Below are 16,890 nucleotides of genomic sequence, written 5' to 3' on the forward strand. Positions count from 1 at the left end.
CGATGGCTGAACCAATTCTCGTTGTTGACAGCCTGATCAAGGAGTTTGACGGCTTTCGCGCGGTCGATGGCGTCTCCTTGTCGGTGATGCCTGGAGAGATTCGGGCGGTGATCGGGCCGAACGGTGCTGGTAAGTCGACACTGTTCTCCGTCATCATTGGCGAGTTGCACCCGAACGCCGGACGGGTCGTACTCGACGGCACGGATGTCACTGGGCTTTCCACGCACAAGCTGATGATGCGAGGACTGGGTTGTGCCTTTCAGGCCACCAACGTCTTCTGGCGGCTCAGCGTACAAGAGTGTTTAGAGGTTGCGGTGACCTCAAGGCGTAGACATTCAGCGAGACTCTTTGGCTTGTTCAGCCGTGACGTTGATGACGAGGTCGCCTCCCTGCTCGATCAGGTCGGCCTCTCAGGACTTGCTCGAGCAACAGCCCGGGACCTATCCCATGGCGATCAGCGAGCCCTCGAGGTGGCACTGGCGGTAGCGATGAAGCCGAAGGTCTTGCTACTCGATGAGCCGACAGCCGGCATGTCACCATCTGAGACCCTGCGCGCGGTCAATCTGGTGCGTGAACTGGTCCATGCCAACGGTCTTACCGTCTTGATCGTGGAACACGATGTGAGTGTGGTTTTTTCGTTGGCAGATGTAGTCACGGTCATGCATCAGGGCCAAACGATCGCCGAGGGTCCGCCTGATGAGATACGTACCAATCCAACGGTGGTGGAGGTCTACCTCGGCACCTCAGAGTTTAGCAAGGGTCTGTCGTGATACTTGACTTGCAGTCCATCAACACCTACTACGATCGCTCGCATGTGCTCCAAGGGGTCTCGCTTTCGGTGGAGGCAGGTGAGGTCATCGGGCTTTTGGGCCGTAATGGGGCCGGTAAGACCACCACGTTGCGTAGCATTACCGGACTAACCCCGCCGCGCTCCGGGTTGATCACCTTCGAAGAGCGCCCGATCCAAGGGAAGTCCGCCTATAAAGTGGCTAATCTCGGTGTGGGTCTTGTCCCGAGTGGACGCCGAGTCTTTGGTGATTTGACGGTGCGGCAGAACCTCGTGCTCGCGACAAAGGCTGCGCGTAAGACCGAGAATCCTTGGGACATCGATCGGGTCGTCGCTGCCTTCCCGAAGCTCGCCGTGTTGATGGATCGCCGAGCTGGGGTGCTCTCGGGTGGTGAGGCCCAGATGGTCAAGCTTGGCCGGGCGTTGCTGGGGAACCCCAAGCTATTGCTGCTGGACGAACCGTCTGAGGGGCTCGCGCCAACTATCGTCGAGGAAGTTGGGCGCCAGCTGCTCGAGTTGAAGGATCTCGGAATGTCGATGCTCATCAGCGAGCAAAACATGGGTTTTGCCCTCTCGATCATCGACCGAGGATATGTCCTTGAAAAGGGCAGGATTCGTCTCGAAGCCACTGCGAATGATCTTCGATCGAGTGATGAGGCGCGCCACCTTCTCGGGGTGTAGCCTCACCAGGGGTCAGATGATGGCAGTAAGGGTACGCTACAATACGCTGATTCTCCACCATATGTGGTAAAGTGCCACCATAATGGGGAACATGTTAACCATGAGCGAGACCGCGCAAGCCCTTGGTGTGTCCATGTAGACGCTCAGGCGGTGGGATCGCGATGGGCTGGTACAACCCACTGAAATGACCCCTGGTGGTCATCGACGGTACGACCTGACCAAGATCCAGACGATGGGGTTCCGACCAGTTGGTCAACCAGACCGCAAAACGGTCACCTATGCGCGGGTGTCATCGAAGGATCAACAAGCAGACCTACAACGACAGGCCCATGTGCTCGAACGCTATTGTGCGTCGCAAGGGTGGATAGACGAGGTGATCTCCGATTTGGGTTCCGGTATGAACTGCCAGCAGAAAAGTCTCAAGCGCTTACTCGACGGCATCGTCAACGGAGAGGTTGAAAAGACTGGTTCTCACCCACACAGACCGACTTGAGGTTTGGTGCAGAGCTAGTGTTTGCCGTTTGTGCGGCGAGAGAGTGCGAAGTGCTCATCATCAACCAAGGCCGAGATCCCTCCTTTGAAGAAGATCTAGCAAACGACGTCTTGGAGATCATTGAGGTCTTTGGTGCTCGGTTCTACGGATCACGATCACACAAGGCGAAACGGATGATTGAATCCATGACCGAGGCGGTCGATAATCCGTGATAACCGCCCACAAGGGGCCGTCCACAAGCAGGCTAGCCACCGTGTGCGAGCTGGCGGTACAGCGTGTTTCGCGTATAACTGGAGATTAGCTCGTTGGAAAGAGCGCTACGAAGCTCATAAGGCAGACCCCTCTGTCCTGGCTCCAAGCCAGTACTTGCTTCGGTGCGAACTCAACAGCATCAAGCGTGAACCGTTCCCGTGGATGATGGATGTCACCAAGTGTGCACCCCAAGAAGCACTGATTGATTTGGGGTCGTCGTTCGACAACTTCTTCAAGGGCAGAGGTCGGTATCCAAAATTCAAGAAGAAGGGCATTTGCGACTCCTTCTCTTTGTCGAGCGGGACTTTCGGAGTAGACCCCAACCGAGTCCGAATACCGAAATTTGGGTATGTTCGCATGTCAGAGCCATTGCGTTTTGATGGGCGCATACTCTCGGCCACCGTATCAAGACGAACAGACCAATGGTTCGTAAGTTTTGCAGTTGAAGTCGATGATTCCTCTCCCACCATCAAAACCAAACGCTCGGTCGGTGTCGATCTTGGGGTTAAGACGCTGGCGACGCTCTCAAACGGAGAGAAGAGCGATGGGCCGAAAGCACAAGCCAAATTACTCAAGAAGCAACACCGACTCAGCAAACAGCTCAGTCGCAAGCAGAAAGGTTCAAAGAACAGGCACAAAGCACAACTGAAGCTGGCGAGACTCAACGCGAGGATCGCCGACATAGGTAACGACTCACTCCACAAACTCACTACCGAACTGGCCTCGAACTACGAAGTGATCTGCATTGAAGCCTTGCATGTCCCTGGCATGGTTAACAACCACAACCTTGCAAGAGCTGTGTCTGACATGGGGTTCTTCGAGTTCAAGCGACAGCTCTCGTACAAGTGCGAGAAGTTCGGTAGTCAGCTCGTGATTATTGACCGTTGGTATCCAAGCTCGAAGACTTGTTCCGCCTGCGGACGAGTAGCCGCGTCTATGCCGTTGAGCGTCCGTGAGTGGACCTGCGACGGTTGTGGTGCTTCCCATGACCGAGACACCAACGCGGCGAGTTCCGCCGGAAGTAACGACTGTGGAGAAGAAAGCTCTGGCCAAACACCAAGCCTAGGTTTGGCGTCTGGTGAAACTGGCTCCGACGAAGCAGTAAGTGAACTGCAAACCTACGTGAGTGGATTTGTGTGAGGTTCATAGAACGGTTGAAGCGAGCGCGCCGACAGTGACTGGATGGATCGTGCGACTGAGGGCGTGGTGACGTGTCAGTTGAGCTGTGCTCGATCAAGCAGCGATCGTCGATCGACTGGCCTTCAATCTACTGGTCCTCGATGAGTTGAAGCGGTGTTGAGCGAGGATCCGTGCAGCGGATAAGGATGACCTGCGTCGTGATATTGAAGGCTCCGTCGCATTCGATGAGGGCTTGAACCTTGTCGCCAAAGGGCGTGAGCAGATCGTACCCTAACTCGCTGGTCGTCATCGCAGCGGTGGTCGATGCTGCGTAGGCGAAGAGCGCCTCCGCGTTGTCACAACGCGGCGAGCTGGTAAGGAGCCTTGATTCGACGTGGTGAAAGGTGGCACCGGCGTCGGCGAGCAATCGATCAATAGGCAGCTCAAGGTTCATCAAGGCAAGGTTTGGTTCCTGGGTGTTAAGCCCTCGATCGTCGAGAAGCTCGTCCCAGAGCCGGCGCATCTCTTGAAGGTGGATCTCGGTGTTGGAAGTTGCGATGAGAACACCTTCGGGGGTGAGGACGCGAGCGAATTGGGCCAAGGCCTGTTGGGGGTGCGCCAAATGATAGAGCATGTGGGCAGCGACGATGCGATCGATCGAGGCGCTGGTAAAGGGGAGTGTCTCAGCGTCGGCCACGACTCGTGTCCATGTTCCACCGACCCCTTTGAGCATGCCGAGGGAGAGGTCGAGGGCGATCGCCGAGCCGCCATCTTTGGTGATGGCATGTGCATAGCGCCCGTCCCCGGTACCGACATCGAGTGCGCGCATGCCTTGGGTGACACCTAGGGCATCGCGGACCTCGGCGACGAGATCGATCTTGGGCTGTTGATAGTCATAGATGGCGATCCTCGCTCCGAGTCGTGTCGCATCAGCGTAGGCGAACGACGTCAGGTAGGAGTGGTCGACCCTGCGTCGCTCCATCATGATCGCTCCATCAGGATCGCTCTATCAGGGCTGCCCCACCATGGTTGATCGGTCCACGGTGTCATCAGTCGCCGTCAGTCCCCGGATCTTGGTCGTCACCCGCGGGGTAACGGTAGAAGCCTTCTCCGGACTCGACCCCAAGTTTGCCCTGATCGAGGAGGTGTTCTTTTAGGTAGTTGGCGAACGCTTGCTGGTTGGCATCGCCGGCCGCAGACACCGCGTACGCGGTGCGAATTCCGATGACGTCAAAGACTTGGAAGGGCCCGGCTGGGGCACCCGTGGCGGTCCGCCAGGTCAGGTCGATCATCGCTGGGTCGGCGGCCCCATCCATGAAGAGCGAGCTTGCCGCCATCAGCCATGGGACCAGGAGCGAATTGAGCAGGTAACCTGCCTGCTCCTTCTTGATCTCGATCGGGATCATACCGATCTGCTTGGCAAAGGTCACCACTTGCTCGTAGATGGCGGGGTCGGTGGACGAGGTACCCATGACTTCCGCGGTGTTGTGTCGCCAGATCTGGTTGGCAAAGTGCAGCGCTAAGAATCGATCTGGGCGTCCGGTTGCGTCCATCAGGTCGCTCGGGAGCAGCGTCGAGGTGTTGGTGGCAATGATCGTCGTCGGTGCCAACATGGGCCCAAGCTTTGTATAAAAGCTCCGCTTGATCTCAAGGTCCTCTGGAATGGCCTCAATCACGAGGTCGGCTCCTTGCGCAGCCTCGCTGAGGTCGGTCGTTAGGGTGATTCTCTCGAACCCCGCCTGTGCCTTGACCGGATCACGATCGAGAACGCGGATCCCATAGCTATCACGTAACTGCTCGAGTCTCACCCGGCCCACGTCAAGGCTCTCCTGGTTAACGTCGTAACCGGTGACTGCAAAGCCGGAGTAGGCGCTGTGGTAGGCGATCTGGGCGCCTAAAACTCCAAGTCCGGCGACGACGACATGGTGAAATTGCTTCATAACCAAGATGGTACTACTGCAGCGCTTCGATCTTCGTATTCTCGGCGCTGGTCTTGATCCTGGTGCCGTTACCACTGTTAAAAAGCGATGCGTTCAAGCACGGTCCACTTGCTCCCGCAAGCTGAGTCACCTGAAACTGGTCGCTCGACAACGATCCTGGTTGCTCGGTGGTCACCTGACAAAGGAAGCTCTGGACGGCCTGCGAGACCGACCCATTTGCGCTGGTGTTGACGCCGAGATTTGAGAACGTGACGGGGGAGTTGAGGGTTGGAACCTGAAGGATGGCCCCATTCGTCGTCGATGGTGCCTCCACGATCCACTCAGCCGATGCGCCAGGACCGTTGTAGGTCTGGGTTGTGGTAAAGGCGTTGCCGGTGGTGTCGTCGATGATCTGAATCTCCCAGTTGGCGGCGCTGTCGGTCTTGTAGATGTTGATGGTCACCTGATCGCCTGCGGAGATGGTGAGGGTGTTGACATTGGTCTGCACGTTTGGGAGGATCTCCCACCACGGATAGACCTGATAGGTCGAACCGTTCCCGACCGGCGTGAGCTCAACCCCAGCCTGGATCAACGATGCGTTGTTGGCGCCATCGATGCCGACCCATTCAGAGAGCGAGCAGGTTGGCCCCGGTTGAGAACCCAAGCAGTAGGAGGGTTGGTTGGCCGAGAGCGTAGGGACAATAAAGGTTCCGGTGATCGCGTCATAGCTCCCCGGTTCGACGTAGTAGCCGGCCCAGTTCGACGAGGCCTGCGGCGTGACGCTGGTGGTGAGACCCTGGAGTGGCTCGGTGACGGCGAGGTCGAGAGACTGGGTGCTCGTGGCAGCGCCATTCGTCGCCGTCACGGTGACGGTCGAGACCCCCGGGCTTGTCGGGGTCCCCTGGATGGTCCCAGACTGGGTCAAGCTGAGGCCGGCTGGCAATCCCGTTGCGCTCAACGTACCTGCCGTCCCCAGGTTGGTAGCGGTGATCGACGAAGCATAGGGCTCGCCCACGATCGCGCTCGGCAACGCAGTCGTGGTGATCGTCGGTGTCGTGGACGTGGCGGCCATCGCAACGATTGGAGCAGAGATGCGCTTGCCCACGAGGCTGCCCTCGAATGGCGCATCCCCAAAGTCAAAGACTCCACCGTCGGCCGCCACCATCCAGTATCCGCCACCGTTCGGTGCCGCAGCCATCCCCACGATCGGAGCATTGAGTGGATGCGACCCCCCAAGCCCGGTCAACCCATAGGTGTAAGTCGACCCGTAAGAAGGTGTCCCGAACGCATAGGCACCCCCATCCTTGCTGGCGAGATAGTAGCCAGGCTGTGAAGGGGCCGTGTCCGCGGTGAGTTGGGTTGCACCCAAAGTAGACGTTTGGCTCGGTGGTCGCTGTGAGGTCGCCGGCGATGTGTCGGTTCGTGTCGCGTTCGGCCATGCGAGCAGTGCGAGCGCGACGATGACCGCCATGACCAGAATTCGACGCATCCGTTTTTTCTCCTCGGCTGACTCAGCGTATGACCGGCACTGAACGCGACTCCCCCTGCGACGCCTGGCCACCTGAGCTCTACCGTTCGTTGGTGCCTAGTCTAGGGGTTGCCTTTGCGAATTGAGAAGTCAAAGGCTTCACCATTGCGATCATCTGGCGTATTGTCGCCGCTGACGCAAATGCCTCGCCGTCGTTTTGCGGTTATGGGTGCATTGCAGCGTCGCCGATTGCCTCGACGTAGTGCCCTGTGAGGAGAGAGCGGTAGCAACCTGGGGAGATGAACAAAGCGTTAGCCAGGGCCGCAATCGAGGCCCGGTCACGAGGGCCATCTGGGTTTTCACCCTGCCAGCGAAGCCTTTGATCGCTGTCGCAGCCAGCGGTGGTATGACTGATATAAGTTGACAGGGGTGGGCCGCCGACCGAAAAGACGCTGGTGTCTACAACATCTGCGGTAGGGTGCAGAGGTACTGCGCCGAGCAGTGTTGGGCAGGGCAAAGGCGGTGATCATGCACCGTGGCCAGAGCGTTGGGTCGAGAGAGCGTAAGTTCAGATGGTGAATGTCGAGGCAATCGTTGCCATGATTCGCGGGTGCGTGCTACCCGCCGGTATGAGTACCCGCGTCATCGCCATCGATGGCCTTGGTGGGGCTGGCAAGACGACATTGGCAGCCATCCTTAGCACGTGGCTCGATGATTGTCCGGTACTACATACCGATGACTTCGCCTCCTGGGAAAACAATCTTGACTGGGCGCCTCGCCTACTTGAGCAGGTGCTGGTTCCGCTTCGAGCAAAGAGGCGGGTTCGTTATCAACGCTACGACTGGATCGCGCGGGCGCTCGGTGAGTGGGTCGAGGTTGACCCGACTCCCTTCGTCATCCTTGAGGGTGTCTCATCGTCTCGGGATCAGTTCCGTGGGGACCTAGCGTTGACGATCTGGGTGGAGACGCCCCGAGATGAACGCCTCCGACGAGGGCTGGCTCGCGATGGTGAAGCCATGCGAGCCTATTGGGAGCAGTGGATGCGCGATGAGGATCGCTATTTCGATCAAGAGCGCCCTGATCGACGGGCAGATATCGTACTCGATGGCTCCCAACCATGGACCTAGGGCGAACTAGGAGACCAGGGTGCGTTCGAACGAATAGCGCTTGCCCTCAAAGGTGTAGACGATCTTGACGTGAGTAAACACCCTCGAATGACCATCGACGGTAGTGGGATCGGTGAGGGTGATCTGGGTGTGAGGGTAGAAGTCCATCGAGGCCACTTTGCAGACCGGATTACACGGGGCAACCCCTAGGCGCCCGGTTCCGGTGGCGCTGTTGGCGCTCCAACTCGTCCAAGTTGCATCGGCGACGAGAGGGGAGGACGTGGCGCAGTTAAGAATGAAAAACGATGGCTCGCTCAATCGTTGTTTGGAACAGGACAAAACCCAACCGTGGTCGGAGGCGAGCTTGTGGCTGGCAACGCTCACAGAGCCACAAGCGCTCAGGCCAAGCCCAGCGACTAGCCCCACAAGGCACACAAGGAGGATTCTTCTCATCACGTGCCAAGCCTACCAACAGTGGATCCTGGTCGCTGAAGTGGTGGTTTCAGGCGGGTACCATCCAGAGGTGATTGAGCGTCGCCTGATCGAACGTAAGTGTTACCCCAGCGTGCCAGCTGGAGCGGTCTTCTGGTATTCGATTCGCGTAGACCCTAAATCACCCCTGTCGGCCCCTCGTCGACACACTCAGTCACGCGGCCTGTGAAGTCCTTGCTGATGACGAGTCTGGTTGTGGATATCGGCGACAAAGACGAGGGGCCAGTCCCGGCTGGCATCCGATGAGCCAGACGATTTGAGCAGCAACGTTGGGCCGAGTCCAGTCCCCCCCCAGAGACCAGTGATGTGGCAGCGATGGCTGCATGAGTGGTGGCTACAGTTCGTACTTGGTTCTCGGCTTTATTGTGCGTGTCTGAGAGATGGTGATCTCAGATTCTGGAAGACGCGGGTCGCTTCGACAAGGTAGCAAAGGCTCTGCCGTGGGTTGCTTGTGTTGGAGAGCGGGGTGATGTACTTTTCGTTGAATGATCAATTCGTGACTCTGTCGATGATCACCGCTAGGTCGATGATCACCGCTAGGTCGATGATCACCGCTAGGTCGATGGTCACCGCTAGGTCGATCAGCCCGCACCTGGGGCGCCACGGTGGGGAAAATCGACCGCGCAAACGTGGAGGTGTTAGCGGTTGATTATCACGTTGCTCTCAAGTCTTGCCCAGGGTCTCAGCGTAGTCTCATGCGTGATAGTATTGGCCGGGGTTAGAGCTGTTGTGCGGCGTCACCTTGGCGCGGTTTCGACTCGTTGGTGGAGCTCGGTGATACGAGATTGTGAACGTGTAGGTCCGCGGCATTGGCTCTCCATGACGGTAGACGTTGGTACGAGTGGTCGGCCACGCCGACCGGTAGACACGATCGTTGGTTAGACATAGCAGTTGGTTAGACATAGCAGTTGGCTGGATGCAGCGGTTGCTTGACGGTGGTAGGCGGTCAAAGCACTCGAACGGTTAAGCTGCTCGAAGGAAATGAGGAAAGATGAAGATCATAGTTTTTGGTGGTGACGGTTTCTGTGGTTGGCCAACGGCCCTACACCTCTCCTCGGTTGGTCACGAGGTCGTGATCGTCGACAACCTCTCACGCCGCAAGATCGACATCGACATGGAGACCGAGTCACTGACCCCGATCTCGCCGCTGAGCGTTCGGGTCAACACCTGGCATGAGGTATCAAATCACACGATCAGAACTCACCTCCTTGACTTGGCCACCGAGTTCGACCGCTTACGAGAGCTGTTAGTCACTGAGAAGCCCGATGCTGTTGTCCACTTTGCTGAGCAACGCTCAGCTCCCTATTCAATGCGCTCGGTAGATACCAAGCGCTATACGGTAGACAACAACATCCGAGCCACCCACAACCTGCTTGCCGCCATCGCCGATACCGATCTGCCGGTGCATCTGGTACACCTTGGCACCATGGGTGTCTATGGCTATGGCTGGTCCGATGACTCCTTGATCCCAGAGGGCTACCTCGAGGTCATGCTCGAGACCCCAGCTGGAGTCGTCAAGCGTGACATCTTGCACCCCACAAGCCCTGGCTCGGTCTATCACATGACCAAGACCCTCGACCAGTTGATGTTTGCCTTCTATGCCAAGAATGATCGCATCCGCGTCACCGACTTACACCAAGGCATCGTCTGGGGAACCCAGACCCCCCAAACCGTGGTCGATGAGCGCCTGATCAATCGCTTTGACTATGACGGAGACTACGGGACGGTATTGAATCGCTTCCTCATGCAGGCCGCCATCGGCCACCCACTGACCGTACACGGTACCGGAGGTCAGACCCGTGCCTTCATCCACATCACCGACACGGTGCGCTGCATTGAACTCGCCATTACCAACCCGCCAGAGCCAGGAGACCGTCCCCGCATCCTCAACCAGGTCACCGAGACCCACCGGGTTAGAGACCTGGCCAACCTGGTCGCCAGCCACACTGGGGCCGAGGTTCAAAACCTCCCCAACCCACGCCTTGAGGCCGACGAGAATACCCTCAAGGTCGACAACCACACCTTCCTGGAGCTTGGCCTCAACCCCACTACCCTCTCCGATGGCCTCATGGCTGAGGTCCGCGAGGTCGCGGGCAAGTACGCCTTTAGGGTGGACGACTCCAAGATCCTTGCCCGCTCCCTGTGGCGAAAGGATATGGGCACCCAGGCGTAGACCCAGCCGACACAGCGATGGATGCCTGGTTTAATGAGGGCATCTGCCACGTGACGATGGGCCGCATGCGCTCAGTACGGCGCGTCAAGCCGGGCGATAGCCCGTATCGCCCTTGATACCAGGGATCGAGGCTTTCAACACGGCGCTTAGGCGACCCGGCACGTGGCTGGGGTTTCTAAGACGATGCGTGACTCGCTGGCAATGAGTTCGGCGGTCGTGCGAATTCTCTCGCCGCAGGTGACGATGGCCTCAAGCGCACGGCCTGGTCCACCAGCCCACTGAAGGATGTAGCCAAAGGTGTACTCGCCGGTCTCGATCCCAAAAGCTCCGCATACCAAGTAGGCAACTGACTCTGCCTCGAACTCGGCGATTGGGCGGGTCACCCCGGCTCCGTCATGCAAAATGGCATGGCCCAACTCGTGAGCAAGTGTCTTGACCTGGTGGCGGGCGGAGAGGTTGTGGGAGATGGCGATGGTGCGGTCCCGGTGGGTGCACAGGCCGTTGATCCCCTCAGGCAGCGCATCGAGGCCAACCACAAACCCGTGATTGTTCGCCACTTGGGCGAGGGCACCAAAGAGTCCGATAGGGTCATCTCCGATTAGTAGCGTCGGTGTGACTGGCAGGTCAGCACCGGTTGTTTGGCTGATGTCGAAGACGGATACCGTGCGAAATTGCAGTGATCCATCACTGCGTTGGCTGGGGGCTACGATTTTGATGGCGTGAGCACCTTTGATCACCTGGCGGTCAAGCGATTGCCAGGTGCGATAGCCGGCAACCTGGGTTGCGCTTGGGCACTGTCGCCCTATCAGCAGGGCGTTGCGGGCGCTATAGGTGTGAAACCGCGATTGAACTTTGAGATAGCGTTCCCATTCTCCTTCGAGTGCCAGCGAGCGGATAGCATCTTCGAGCAGTGTGACGGTGATGGACATTCCTCTTCCCCTTTTCTTGCGCTTCAATACGTTGTGATTGAGGCCCAGAGGGCGAGGACGTCAGGTGCGTCGAAGATGGTTCTAGTCGCTGGCTCTGACAACCAACGAATGTGGGGGTCGCTCGCGTGTCTTGGCACGATGCATCGAAGCGGCTTGGAATGAGAACTGGGCCGAACTCGTTAAGGTAGGGACAACGTTATAGCTCTGGCCGAATCGTCACGAAGAAAGTACCAACATGACAGCTCGTATTGCACTGATGGGATCTGGTGAGACTGCGCCATCGATGGTCAAGGTTCATCGGGCCCTGCTGGCGTCCCTTGCCCAACCGCCTCGTCCGGTCCTCATCGATACCACCTATGGCTTCCAAGAAAATGCGGATGAGCTTACCGAAAAGGCGCAGGCCTTTTTTGACGAGAGCTTGACGACCGATCTCGGAGTTGCCTCGTTGCGTCGAGCCAAGGGCGCGGATGCCCTTGAGATCACCCGGTTCCGTCATGCTCTGGAGGGGTCCAACTACATCTTCGCCGGCCCGGGAAGTCCGAGCTATGCCTTAGGGAACTTGCAAGAGGTCGGAGCCGCGCAGCTCTTACGCGACCAGCTTGGCCGAGACGCGACTTTGTGCTTCGCGAGCGCGGCAGCCGTGACCACTGGGCGTTGGTCGATACCGGTCTACGAGATCTACAAGGCAGGGCAGGACCCTGTCTGGCAGGACGGTCTCGATCTCCTTGGCGCCTTTGGCATCGAGGCAGCAGTTGTGCCTCACTTCGATAACCGCGAAGGTGCTACTCACGATACGCGTTTTTGCTACATCGGTGATCGGCGGTTGCGCTTGCTTGAGGCACAGCTCCCTGGGGGTACTCCCATCATCGGGATCGATGAACACACCTGTGTCACCTTTGACGCCAATGGACGTGTCGAGGTGCTCGGCAAGGGTGTGCTCTCGATCCGGCGCGGTGGCGACACCAAGGAGTTCCCGTCAGGCTCGGTTCTCGATGTTCACGATCTCGGGCTTACTGAGTCGACTGCCGTGCACGCTGCACCATCAACGCCCGACGCACAGGCCCAAGATGCTCGAAGTCAAGCCATGGGCACCGAAGCCTTCCGTGCCGCCCTGGAGGACTTTGATGCTGACGCAGCTATGCAGCTGCTCGCCTCCGCCATTTCGCAGCAGAAATCAGATCAGGCGCTCGCCATGGTTGGACTCCTCGATGCGATGCTTAACGACGGCTTTGTCGATCGTCGAGCGCTCCTAGGTCCTCTCGTAGAGCTTGTAATCGACTTGCGTGCGGCCGCTCGGGCCGGGAAAGATTTTGCAACGTCTGACCGCATACGCGACGTGGTCGCTGCCTGCGGCATCGTTTTTGAAGATGGCCCTGACGGCACAACCTGGAGATTCGCGACCTCCGACTAGAGTAGTCTGGTCCCGAGCCCCCATCGTCTAGCGGCCTAGGACACCGCCCTTTCACGGCGGCGACACGGGTTCAAATCCCGTTGGGGGTACGTCTAACCGTCAGTCGGGTCCCATTGATGGGATTGTGAGGTCTATCCCATGGTGGGATCGTGAGATAAACCCTCACGCGTGGTGCTGATCAGGCGAGCCAAACAATTGGGCCCAAGGTAAGCCTCAGCCCCGTGCGTGTGCCCCAAGGATACCGCCGTCTTGTACGCCCGCTCATTGTGGTTTTTACCACGACGATGGTTGATTACACGAGATAGCGCAGCCTCGTGCTCTGGTCATTGCGCTGATCGTTGGGTTGAGGGGCGCGCGGTGATCACCGTCTGAGATCAACGGTCGTGTGGACCAAGGGCTGTTGTGGCAGGGTCGAAAGCCCCAATCTTGTTCAAAAGCCCCTATCATTTCGCGCGTCGTGTGCTGGTGAATCTAGCCTGGACTCATGCGATCGAGCCGGTTCTCTCGTTGAGGTATCGATCGGCATCGATGAATGAGTCGACGGGTTGAGGAAGAAGGTAGATGGTGATGGCGACGACAAGAGAACAACGCTACGATCAGGCTCCACAGCTGGTCTTTTGGGAGACCACTAAGGCCTGCCCGCTGGCCTGTCGTCACTGTCGTGCCGATGCGATTTCGTGCGGTCTACCCGATCAGCTCTCCACACAAGAGGGTCTAGACCTCATCGATCAGATAGCGAGCTTTGGCCAACCGAGTCCCATCCTGATCCTGACCGGGGGCGATGTCCTCATGCGCGATGATCTCGATGAGCTGATCGTTGCGGCCAAGTCCCGCAAGGTTCGGGTCGCGCTCGCGCCGGCGGTTAGCCCTCTGTTATCAGAGCAACGCCTTATCGCGTTACGGTCGCTGGGCGTACGGTCCGTCTCGATCTCCCTGGATGGCGTTGGTGCGGCCCATGATCGAATCCGTGGCGTTGGGGGACATTTCGAGCAGACTGTCGAGGCGATCAATCTGTTGCAGGCGTATGGATTTCTCGTCCAAATCAACTCAACCGTGATGGTCGACACCGTCGATGAATTGCCCAAAATTGTGGAGTTTCTCGTGTCCAACGAGCTCAAAATCTGGGAGGTCTTCTTCGTCATCGAGGTTGGTCGCGGTGTTAGGATGCTCTCGTTGGACCCAAGCGACAATGCAGATGTCGCCAGTTTTCTCTACGACATGAGCGGCTATGGACTCGTGGTTCGTACCGTCGAGGCCCCATTCTTTCGCAGGATCGTTCGCCAACGCCAGGAGGGTTCCCTGGACAATGGTCCACGGTATCGGGAACTGATCGCGCAAGTTCATCGCCGTCTGGGTGTCCCACGTCACGCGAACCGGGTGGCACTCGCAAATACTCGGGATGGCAAAGGGATCATCTTTGTCGCCCAGAATGGCGATGTCTATCCCTCTGGCTTTCTCCCTATGAGCCTGGGTTCAGTGCGTGAACAATCGTTGGTATCGATCTATCGAGAGCACCCGCTCCTGCGTGATATCCGGGCGTCTAACTTCACGGGTCCGTGTGGCAGTTGTGACTACCGCGATCTGTGCGGTGGCTCGCGCTCAAGGGCCTTTGCCGCGCTCGGTGATCCACTGGGTTCAGATCCAGCGTGTGCTTACGTGGCATAAAAGCGACCAAAGGGTCGCTGTCCGTTTGAACAGCGACCCTCATGGAGTCGCATGGTTTAGGTTTGGGGGTCGGCACCGGCAGCCACCGCCTGGGCCCAGGTGTAGCTGTAGGAGATAGAGCTGAGTGCGCTGTTGGGAACCTCGGTGACCACGGTGGCATCTGATTCAAAACCTGCCCAACCGCCGAGTGAGGACTCGTTGATGCTCGCCGCTCCCATCACAGGGGTGTAACCGGCCGAGTTGGGAACCAGGATGTTGGCGCGGTGGCCCCAACATCCCGATGAGGTCGGGCTCGTGCAGGCCAAGTTGCTGGTGTTGCCAGCGCCTCCCCAGCCGTCATTGTACATCCAGTCGTACATGCTGCCAGCGGTAGAGAAGTCCTCAGCCCAGTTCGCCCAAAGGCCGAGCGCCCATGGGCCCGTTTGGAACGTGGCTTGCGAGATCGGTGGATCGGTGTTGGCTGAGGAGCCCTGGGCGGCTAGGGCGTTAAGCGAGTTGACTAGACCGTAAACCGGGGTCAGACCACGAGAGACTCGCTCTTCGTTGACGAGCACAAAAAGCTGGTCAATGGCGGGAAGCTGATAGAAGTTTTGCGGTAAGGTCATCGACGGCAACCCTTGGGCGGCCCTGCCGTTGTCGAGCGCACTGACCCCGGCCTGCTCGCAGGCGGTGCTGTTGGCAATTTGGCCAGCGTCGACATCCGCGGTGCAGCTGGAGTAATAATCGGGATTGGGTGCGATGTTGGCGGCTGGATTGAGCAGCGAAGCTGGGGGCGGGGGACTCTGATTCGATGTGTTCGCCTGTGGTGCGCTCTGCTTTGGCGCCTGGGTAGTCCCGGTCGGCTGTTGACCACTGCTGTTATGGGTTGTTCCTCCACTTGGCGTGCTCACGCCGGGAGTCGGCAGACTTGGCACATCTCCCTCATTGGGCGCGCTGCCGAAGTTGTAGACGGTACCGTCGCTGCCGACGAGCCAGTACCCCGTCCCGTCGGAGTCGGCCGCCATCGACACGATGGGCCCCGGCAGCGGATGCGAGCCGCTGAGACCGGTGTAGCCCTTGGTGGCCACATCTCCCTCATTGGGTGCGCTGCCGAAGTTATAGACGGCGCCAGTCGATGAGACGAGCCAGTAGCCATTACCGCTCGGAGTCGCAACCCCACCAACGATGTGGCCACTGATTGGATGCGAGCCGCTGAGACCGGTGTAGCCCTGGGAGTAGGTGGATCCGTAGAAGTGCGCATCCCCGAAATCAAAGACCCCGCCGTCGGCGGCTATCAACCAGTATCCGCCACCGTTTGGCGTTGGAATGATCGCGACGATCGGAGCGGCCAGTGGATGAGCTCCGGATAGCCCAGTCAGGCCATCGCTATAGGTGGAGCCAGCGAACTTTGCCCCGCCGAAGTTAAACACACCCCCATCTTTGGCTACGAGCCAGTAGCCATTGCCGTTTGGTTCCGCGGCCATACCCACGATCGGAGCGGCCAGTGGATGAGCTCCGGAGAGCCCAGTCAGGCCGTCCGTGTAGGTGTTGCCCTCAAAGAGTGCACTCCCAAAGTTAAAAATGCCCCCATCTTCAGCAGCGACGAGATAGCCCTTGCCGCCACTAGTCGCTGCGATTGCAGTGATGGGCCAGGCAGCCTTGACCTGGGTCTGCACGTGTCTGGGCCCAGGTTGAGTGAGCACTGGGGTTGATGTTGCTGTGGTCGTGCTGGTGACACCGATCCCGATCAGGCTTAATCCACCCGAAAGGGCGAGGGTTCCGAGCAATCTTACTGCCGTCTTTGGCCCCATGTCGATCCATCCTCCTTGTAGACGTATCAATGCGACTCCATATATGGATTAAAACGCCTACAGTGAGATGTATCGGCAACTTACGCGCTCTGACTTGAGCATATGCACAGAAAGTAGTGTTAGCTGATCGCTAGAATCAGATTATGCTAGTTATGGCCGCTAGATACTAGGAAAATCTGGAGTAAGTGCCCCCAAAAATCACGAAAAGTGTCGGGATGACCCCACCAGAACGTTTTGCTTCCGTAGCGTGCCGATCAGATGGGGCCTTGATCGGATCAGGTTGGGTTGGGCTGCCAGGCCAAGAGCAGGATCGTCCCAAGCGAACGATCGACCCAAGAGCTCCATGCGCCGAGATCGTGTTGATCAACGGTCCTGTGATAGCAACTGGGCGCCGCGTCGATTGGCATCGCTCACGCCATCATCGTTGCGGTGCGCAGCTGGGTGTTGGGTCAACGCCGAGTTCGCCCTCGCCGAGTCGACGATCTTGAACGATGAAGATGGTTTGGTCGATAGTCAGTATGGATGTTGTCAGGCGAGCCCTATATCAGAGGAGCCCTATATCAGAGATGCCGTCGATCTAAGATGACCCAACAGCTCGCGTTGGT

13 protein-coding genes, 1 tRNA gene and 1 pseudogene are annotated in these 16,890 nt (G+C 58.3%); 9 read left to right on the plus strand and 6 right to left on the minus strand.

From position 1 onward, the window contains the following. The first annotated feature begins 2 nt into the window (after positions 1-2). The 4 genes and pseudogenes from MP439_04515 to MP439_04530 all read left to right on the plus strand — a co-directional run bounded on the left by MP439_04515 (position 3) and on the right by MP439_04530 (position 3,353). Complete coding sequence (locus MP439_04515) at positions 3-770, plus strand: ABC transporter ATP-binding protein (GenBank protein MCI2975325.1); 768 nt, start codon at positions 3-5, stop codon at positions 768-770. Beyond that, positions 767-1,468 (plus strand): ABC transporter ATP-binding protein, encoded by a 702-nt coding sequence (locus MP439_04520; GenBank protein MCI2975326.1) that lies wholly within the window; start codon positions 767-769, stop codon positions 1,466-1,468. The genes MP439_04515 and MP439_04520 overlap by 4 nt, the downstream gene beginning before the upstream one ends. An 82-nt stretch (positions 1,469-1,550) precedes the next feature. Next, positions 1,551-2,173: pseudogene (locus MP439_04525) on the plus strand (IS607 family transposase). 43 nt (positions 2,174-2,216) lie between these two features. Next, positions 2,217-3,353, plus strand: a complete 1,137-nt coding sequence (locus MP439_04530; protein MCI2975327.1) for a transposase — start codon at positions 2,217-2,219, stop codon at positions 3,351-3,353. Positions 3,354-3,480: 127 nt separating this feature from the next. Here the strand turns inward: MP439_04530 and MP439_04535 are convergent, their stop codons facing one another. From MP439_04535 to MP439_04545, 3 genes are all read right to left on the minus strand, one after another. Beyond that, positions 3,481-4,317: a methyltransferase domain-containing protein gene (locus MP439_04535; GenBank protein MCI2975328.1), complete on the minus strand. Its 837-nt coding sequence runs from the start codon at positions 4,315-4,317 to the stop codon at positions 3,481-3,483. Positions 4,318-4,381: 64 nt separating this feature from the next. Beyond that, positions 4,382-5,272, minus strand: coding sequence for a 3-hydroxyacyl-CoA dehydrogenase (locus tag MP439_04540; GenBank protein MCI2975329.1), 891 nt, complete (start codon positions 5,270-5,272; stop codon positions 4,382-4,384). A gap of 13 nt (positions 5,273-5,285) precedes the next feature. After that, positions 5,286-6,740 carry a G1 family endopeptidase gene (locus tag MP439_04545; protein MCI2975330.1) on the minus strand — a complete coding sequence of 485 codons (1,455 nt, stop codon included), beginning with the start codon at positions 6,738-6,740 and terminating at the stop codon, positions 5,286-5,288. A 551-nt stretch (positions 6,741-7,291) separates the two neighbouring features. On the opposite strand from MP439_04545, the gene MP439_04550 reads away from it, so the two are divergent. Further along, positions 7,292-7,846: a hypothetical protein gene (locus MP439_04550; protein MCI2975331.1), complete on the plus strand. Its 555-nt coding sequence runs from the start codon at positions 7,292-7,294 to the stop codon at positions 7,844-7,846. Between the two features lie 6 nt (positions 7,847-7,852). On the opposite strand, the gene MP439_04555 is transcribed toward MP439_04550, so the two are convergent. Beyond that, a complete protein-coding gene (locus MP439_04555; protein ID MCI2975332.1) occupies positions 7,853-7,993 on the minus strand; it encodes a hypothetical protein in 141 nt (46 codons plus the stop codon). Between the two features lie 1,315 nt (positions 7,994-9,308). Here MP439_04555 and MP439_04560 point away from each other — a divergent pair. Further along, on the plus strand, positions 9,309-10,490 hold the full coding sequence (locus tag MP439_04560; GenBank protein MCI2975333.1) for an NAD-dependent epimerase/dehydratase family protein: 1,182 nt from the start codon (positions 9,309-9,311) through the stop codon (positions 10,488-10,490). Positions 10,491-10,636: 146 nt separating this feature from the next. Here MP439_04560 and MP439_04565 read toward each other — a convergent pair whose 3' ends face one another. Further along, positions 10,637-11,419, minus strand: a complete 783-nt coding sequence (locus MP439_04565) for an ImmA/IrrE family metallo-endopeptidase (protein ID MCI2975334.1) — start codon at positions 11,417-11,419, stop codon at positions 10,637-10,639. Positions 11,420-11,654: 235 nt separating this feature from the next. On the opposite strand from MP439_04565, the gene MP439_04570 reads away from it, so the two are divergent. From MP439_04570 to MP439_04580, 3 genes are all read left to right on the plus strand, one after another. Next, complete coding sequence (locus tag MP439_04570) at positions 11,655-12,830, plus strand: hypothetical protein (protein MCI2975335.1); 1,176 nt, start codon at positions 11,655-11,657, stop codon at positions 12,828-12,830. Positions 12,831-12,846: 16 nt separating this feature from the next. Next, positions 12,847-12,919 (plus strand) — tRNA-Glu (locus tag MP439_04575). 478 nt (positions 12,920-13,397) lie between these two features. Next, positions 13,398-14,495, plus strand: coding sequence for a TIGR04053 family radical SAM/SPASM domain-containing protein (locus MP439_04580; protein MCI2975336.1), 1,098 nt, complete (start codon positions 13,398-13,400; stop codon positions 14,493-14,495). 56 nt (positions 14,496-14,551) lie between these two features. Here MP439_04580 and MP439_04585 read toward each other — a convergent pair whose 3' ends face one another. Then, positions 14,552-16,285, minus strand: coding sequence for a hypothetical protein (locus tag MP439_04585; GenBank protein ID MCI2975337.1), 1,734 nt, complete (start codon positions 16,283-16,285; stop codon positions 14,552-14,554). Between the last annotated feature and the right edge of the window lie 605 nt (positions 16,286-16,890).

Origin of the sequence: Ferrimicrobium sp. (assembly GCA_022690815.1) — a bacterium.
Classification (GTDB): Bacteria; Actinomycetota; Acidimicrobiia; order Acidimicrobiales; family Acidimicrobiaceae; genus Ferrimicrobium.

Bases quoted from the DNA above. Each gene is read 5' to 3' on its own strand.
- MP439_04515 (MCI2975325.1), top strand. From the start codon at position 3: ATGGCTGAACCAATTCTCGTTGTTGACAGCCTGATCAAGGAGTTTGAC.
- MP439_04535 (MCI2975328.1), bottom strand. From the start codon at position 4,317: ATGATGGAGCGACGCAGGGTCGACCACTCCTACCTGACGTCGTTCGCC.
- MP439_04540 (MCI2975329.1), bottom strand. From the start codon at position 5,272: ATGAAGCAATTTCACCATGTCGTCGTCGCCGGACTTGGAGTTTTAGGC.
- MP439_04545 (MCI2975330.1), bottom strand. From the start codon at position 6,740: ATGCGTCGAATTCTGGTCATGGCGGTCATCGTCGCGCTCGCACTGCTC.
- MP439_04550 (MCI2975331.1), top strand. From the start codon at position 7,292: ATGGTGAATGTCGAGGCAATCGTTGCCATGATTCGCGGGTGCGTGCTA.
- MP439_04555 (MCI2975332.1), bottom strand. From the start codon at position 7,993: ATGGACTTCTACCCTCACACCCAGATCACCCTCACCGATCCCACTACC.
- MP439_04560 (MCI2975333.1), top strand. From the start codon at position 9,309: ATGAAGATCATAGTTTTTGGTGGTGACGGTTTCTGTGGTTGGCCAACG.
- MP439_04565 (MCI2975334.1), bottom strand. From the start codon at position 11,419: ATGTCCATCACCGTCACACTGCTCGAAGATGCTATCCGCTCGCTGGCA.
- MP439_04570 (MCI2975335.1), top strand. From the start codon at position 11,655: ATGACAGCTCGTATTGCACTGATGGGATCTGGTGAGACTGCGCCATCG.
- MP439_04580 (MCI2975336.1), top strand. From the start codon at position 13,398: ATGGCGACGACAAGAGAACAACGCTACGATCAGGCTCCACAGCTGGTC.
- MP439_04585 (MCI2975337.1), bottom strand. From the start codon at position 16,285: ATGGGGCCAAAGACGGCAGTAAGATTGCTCGGAACCCTCGCCCTTTCG.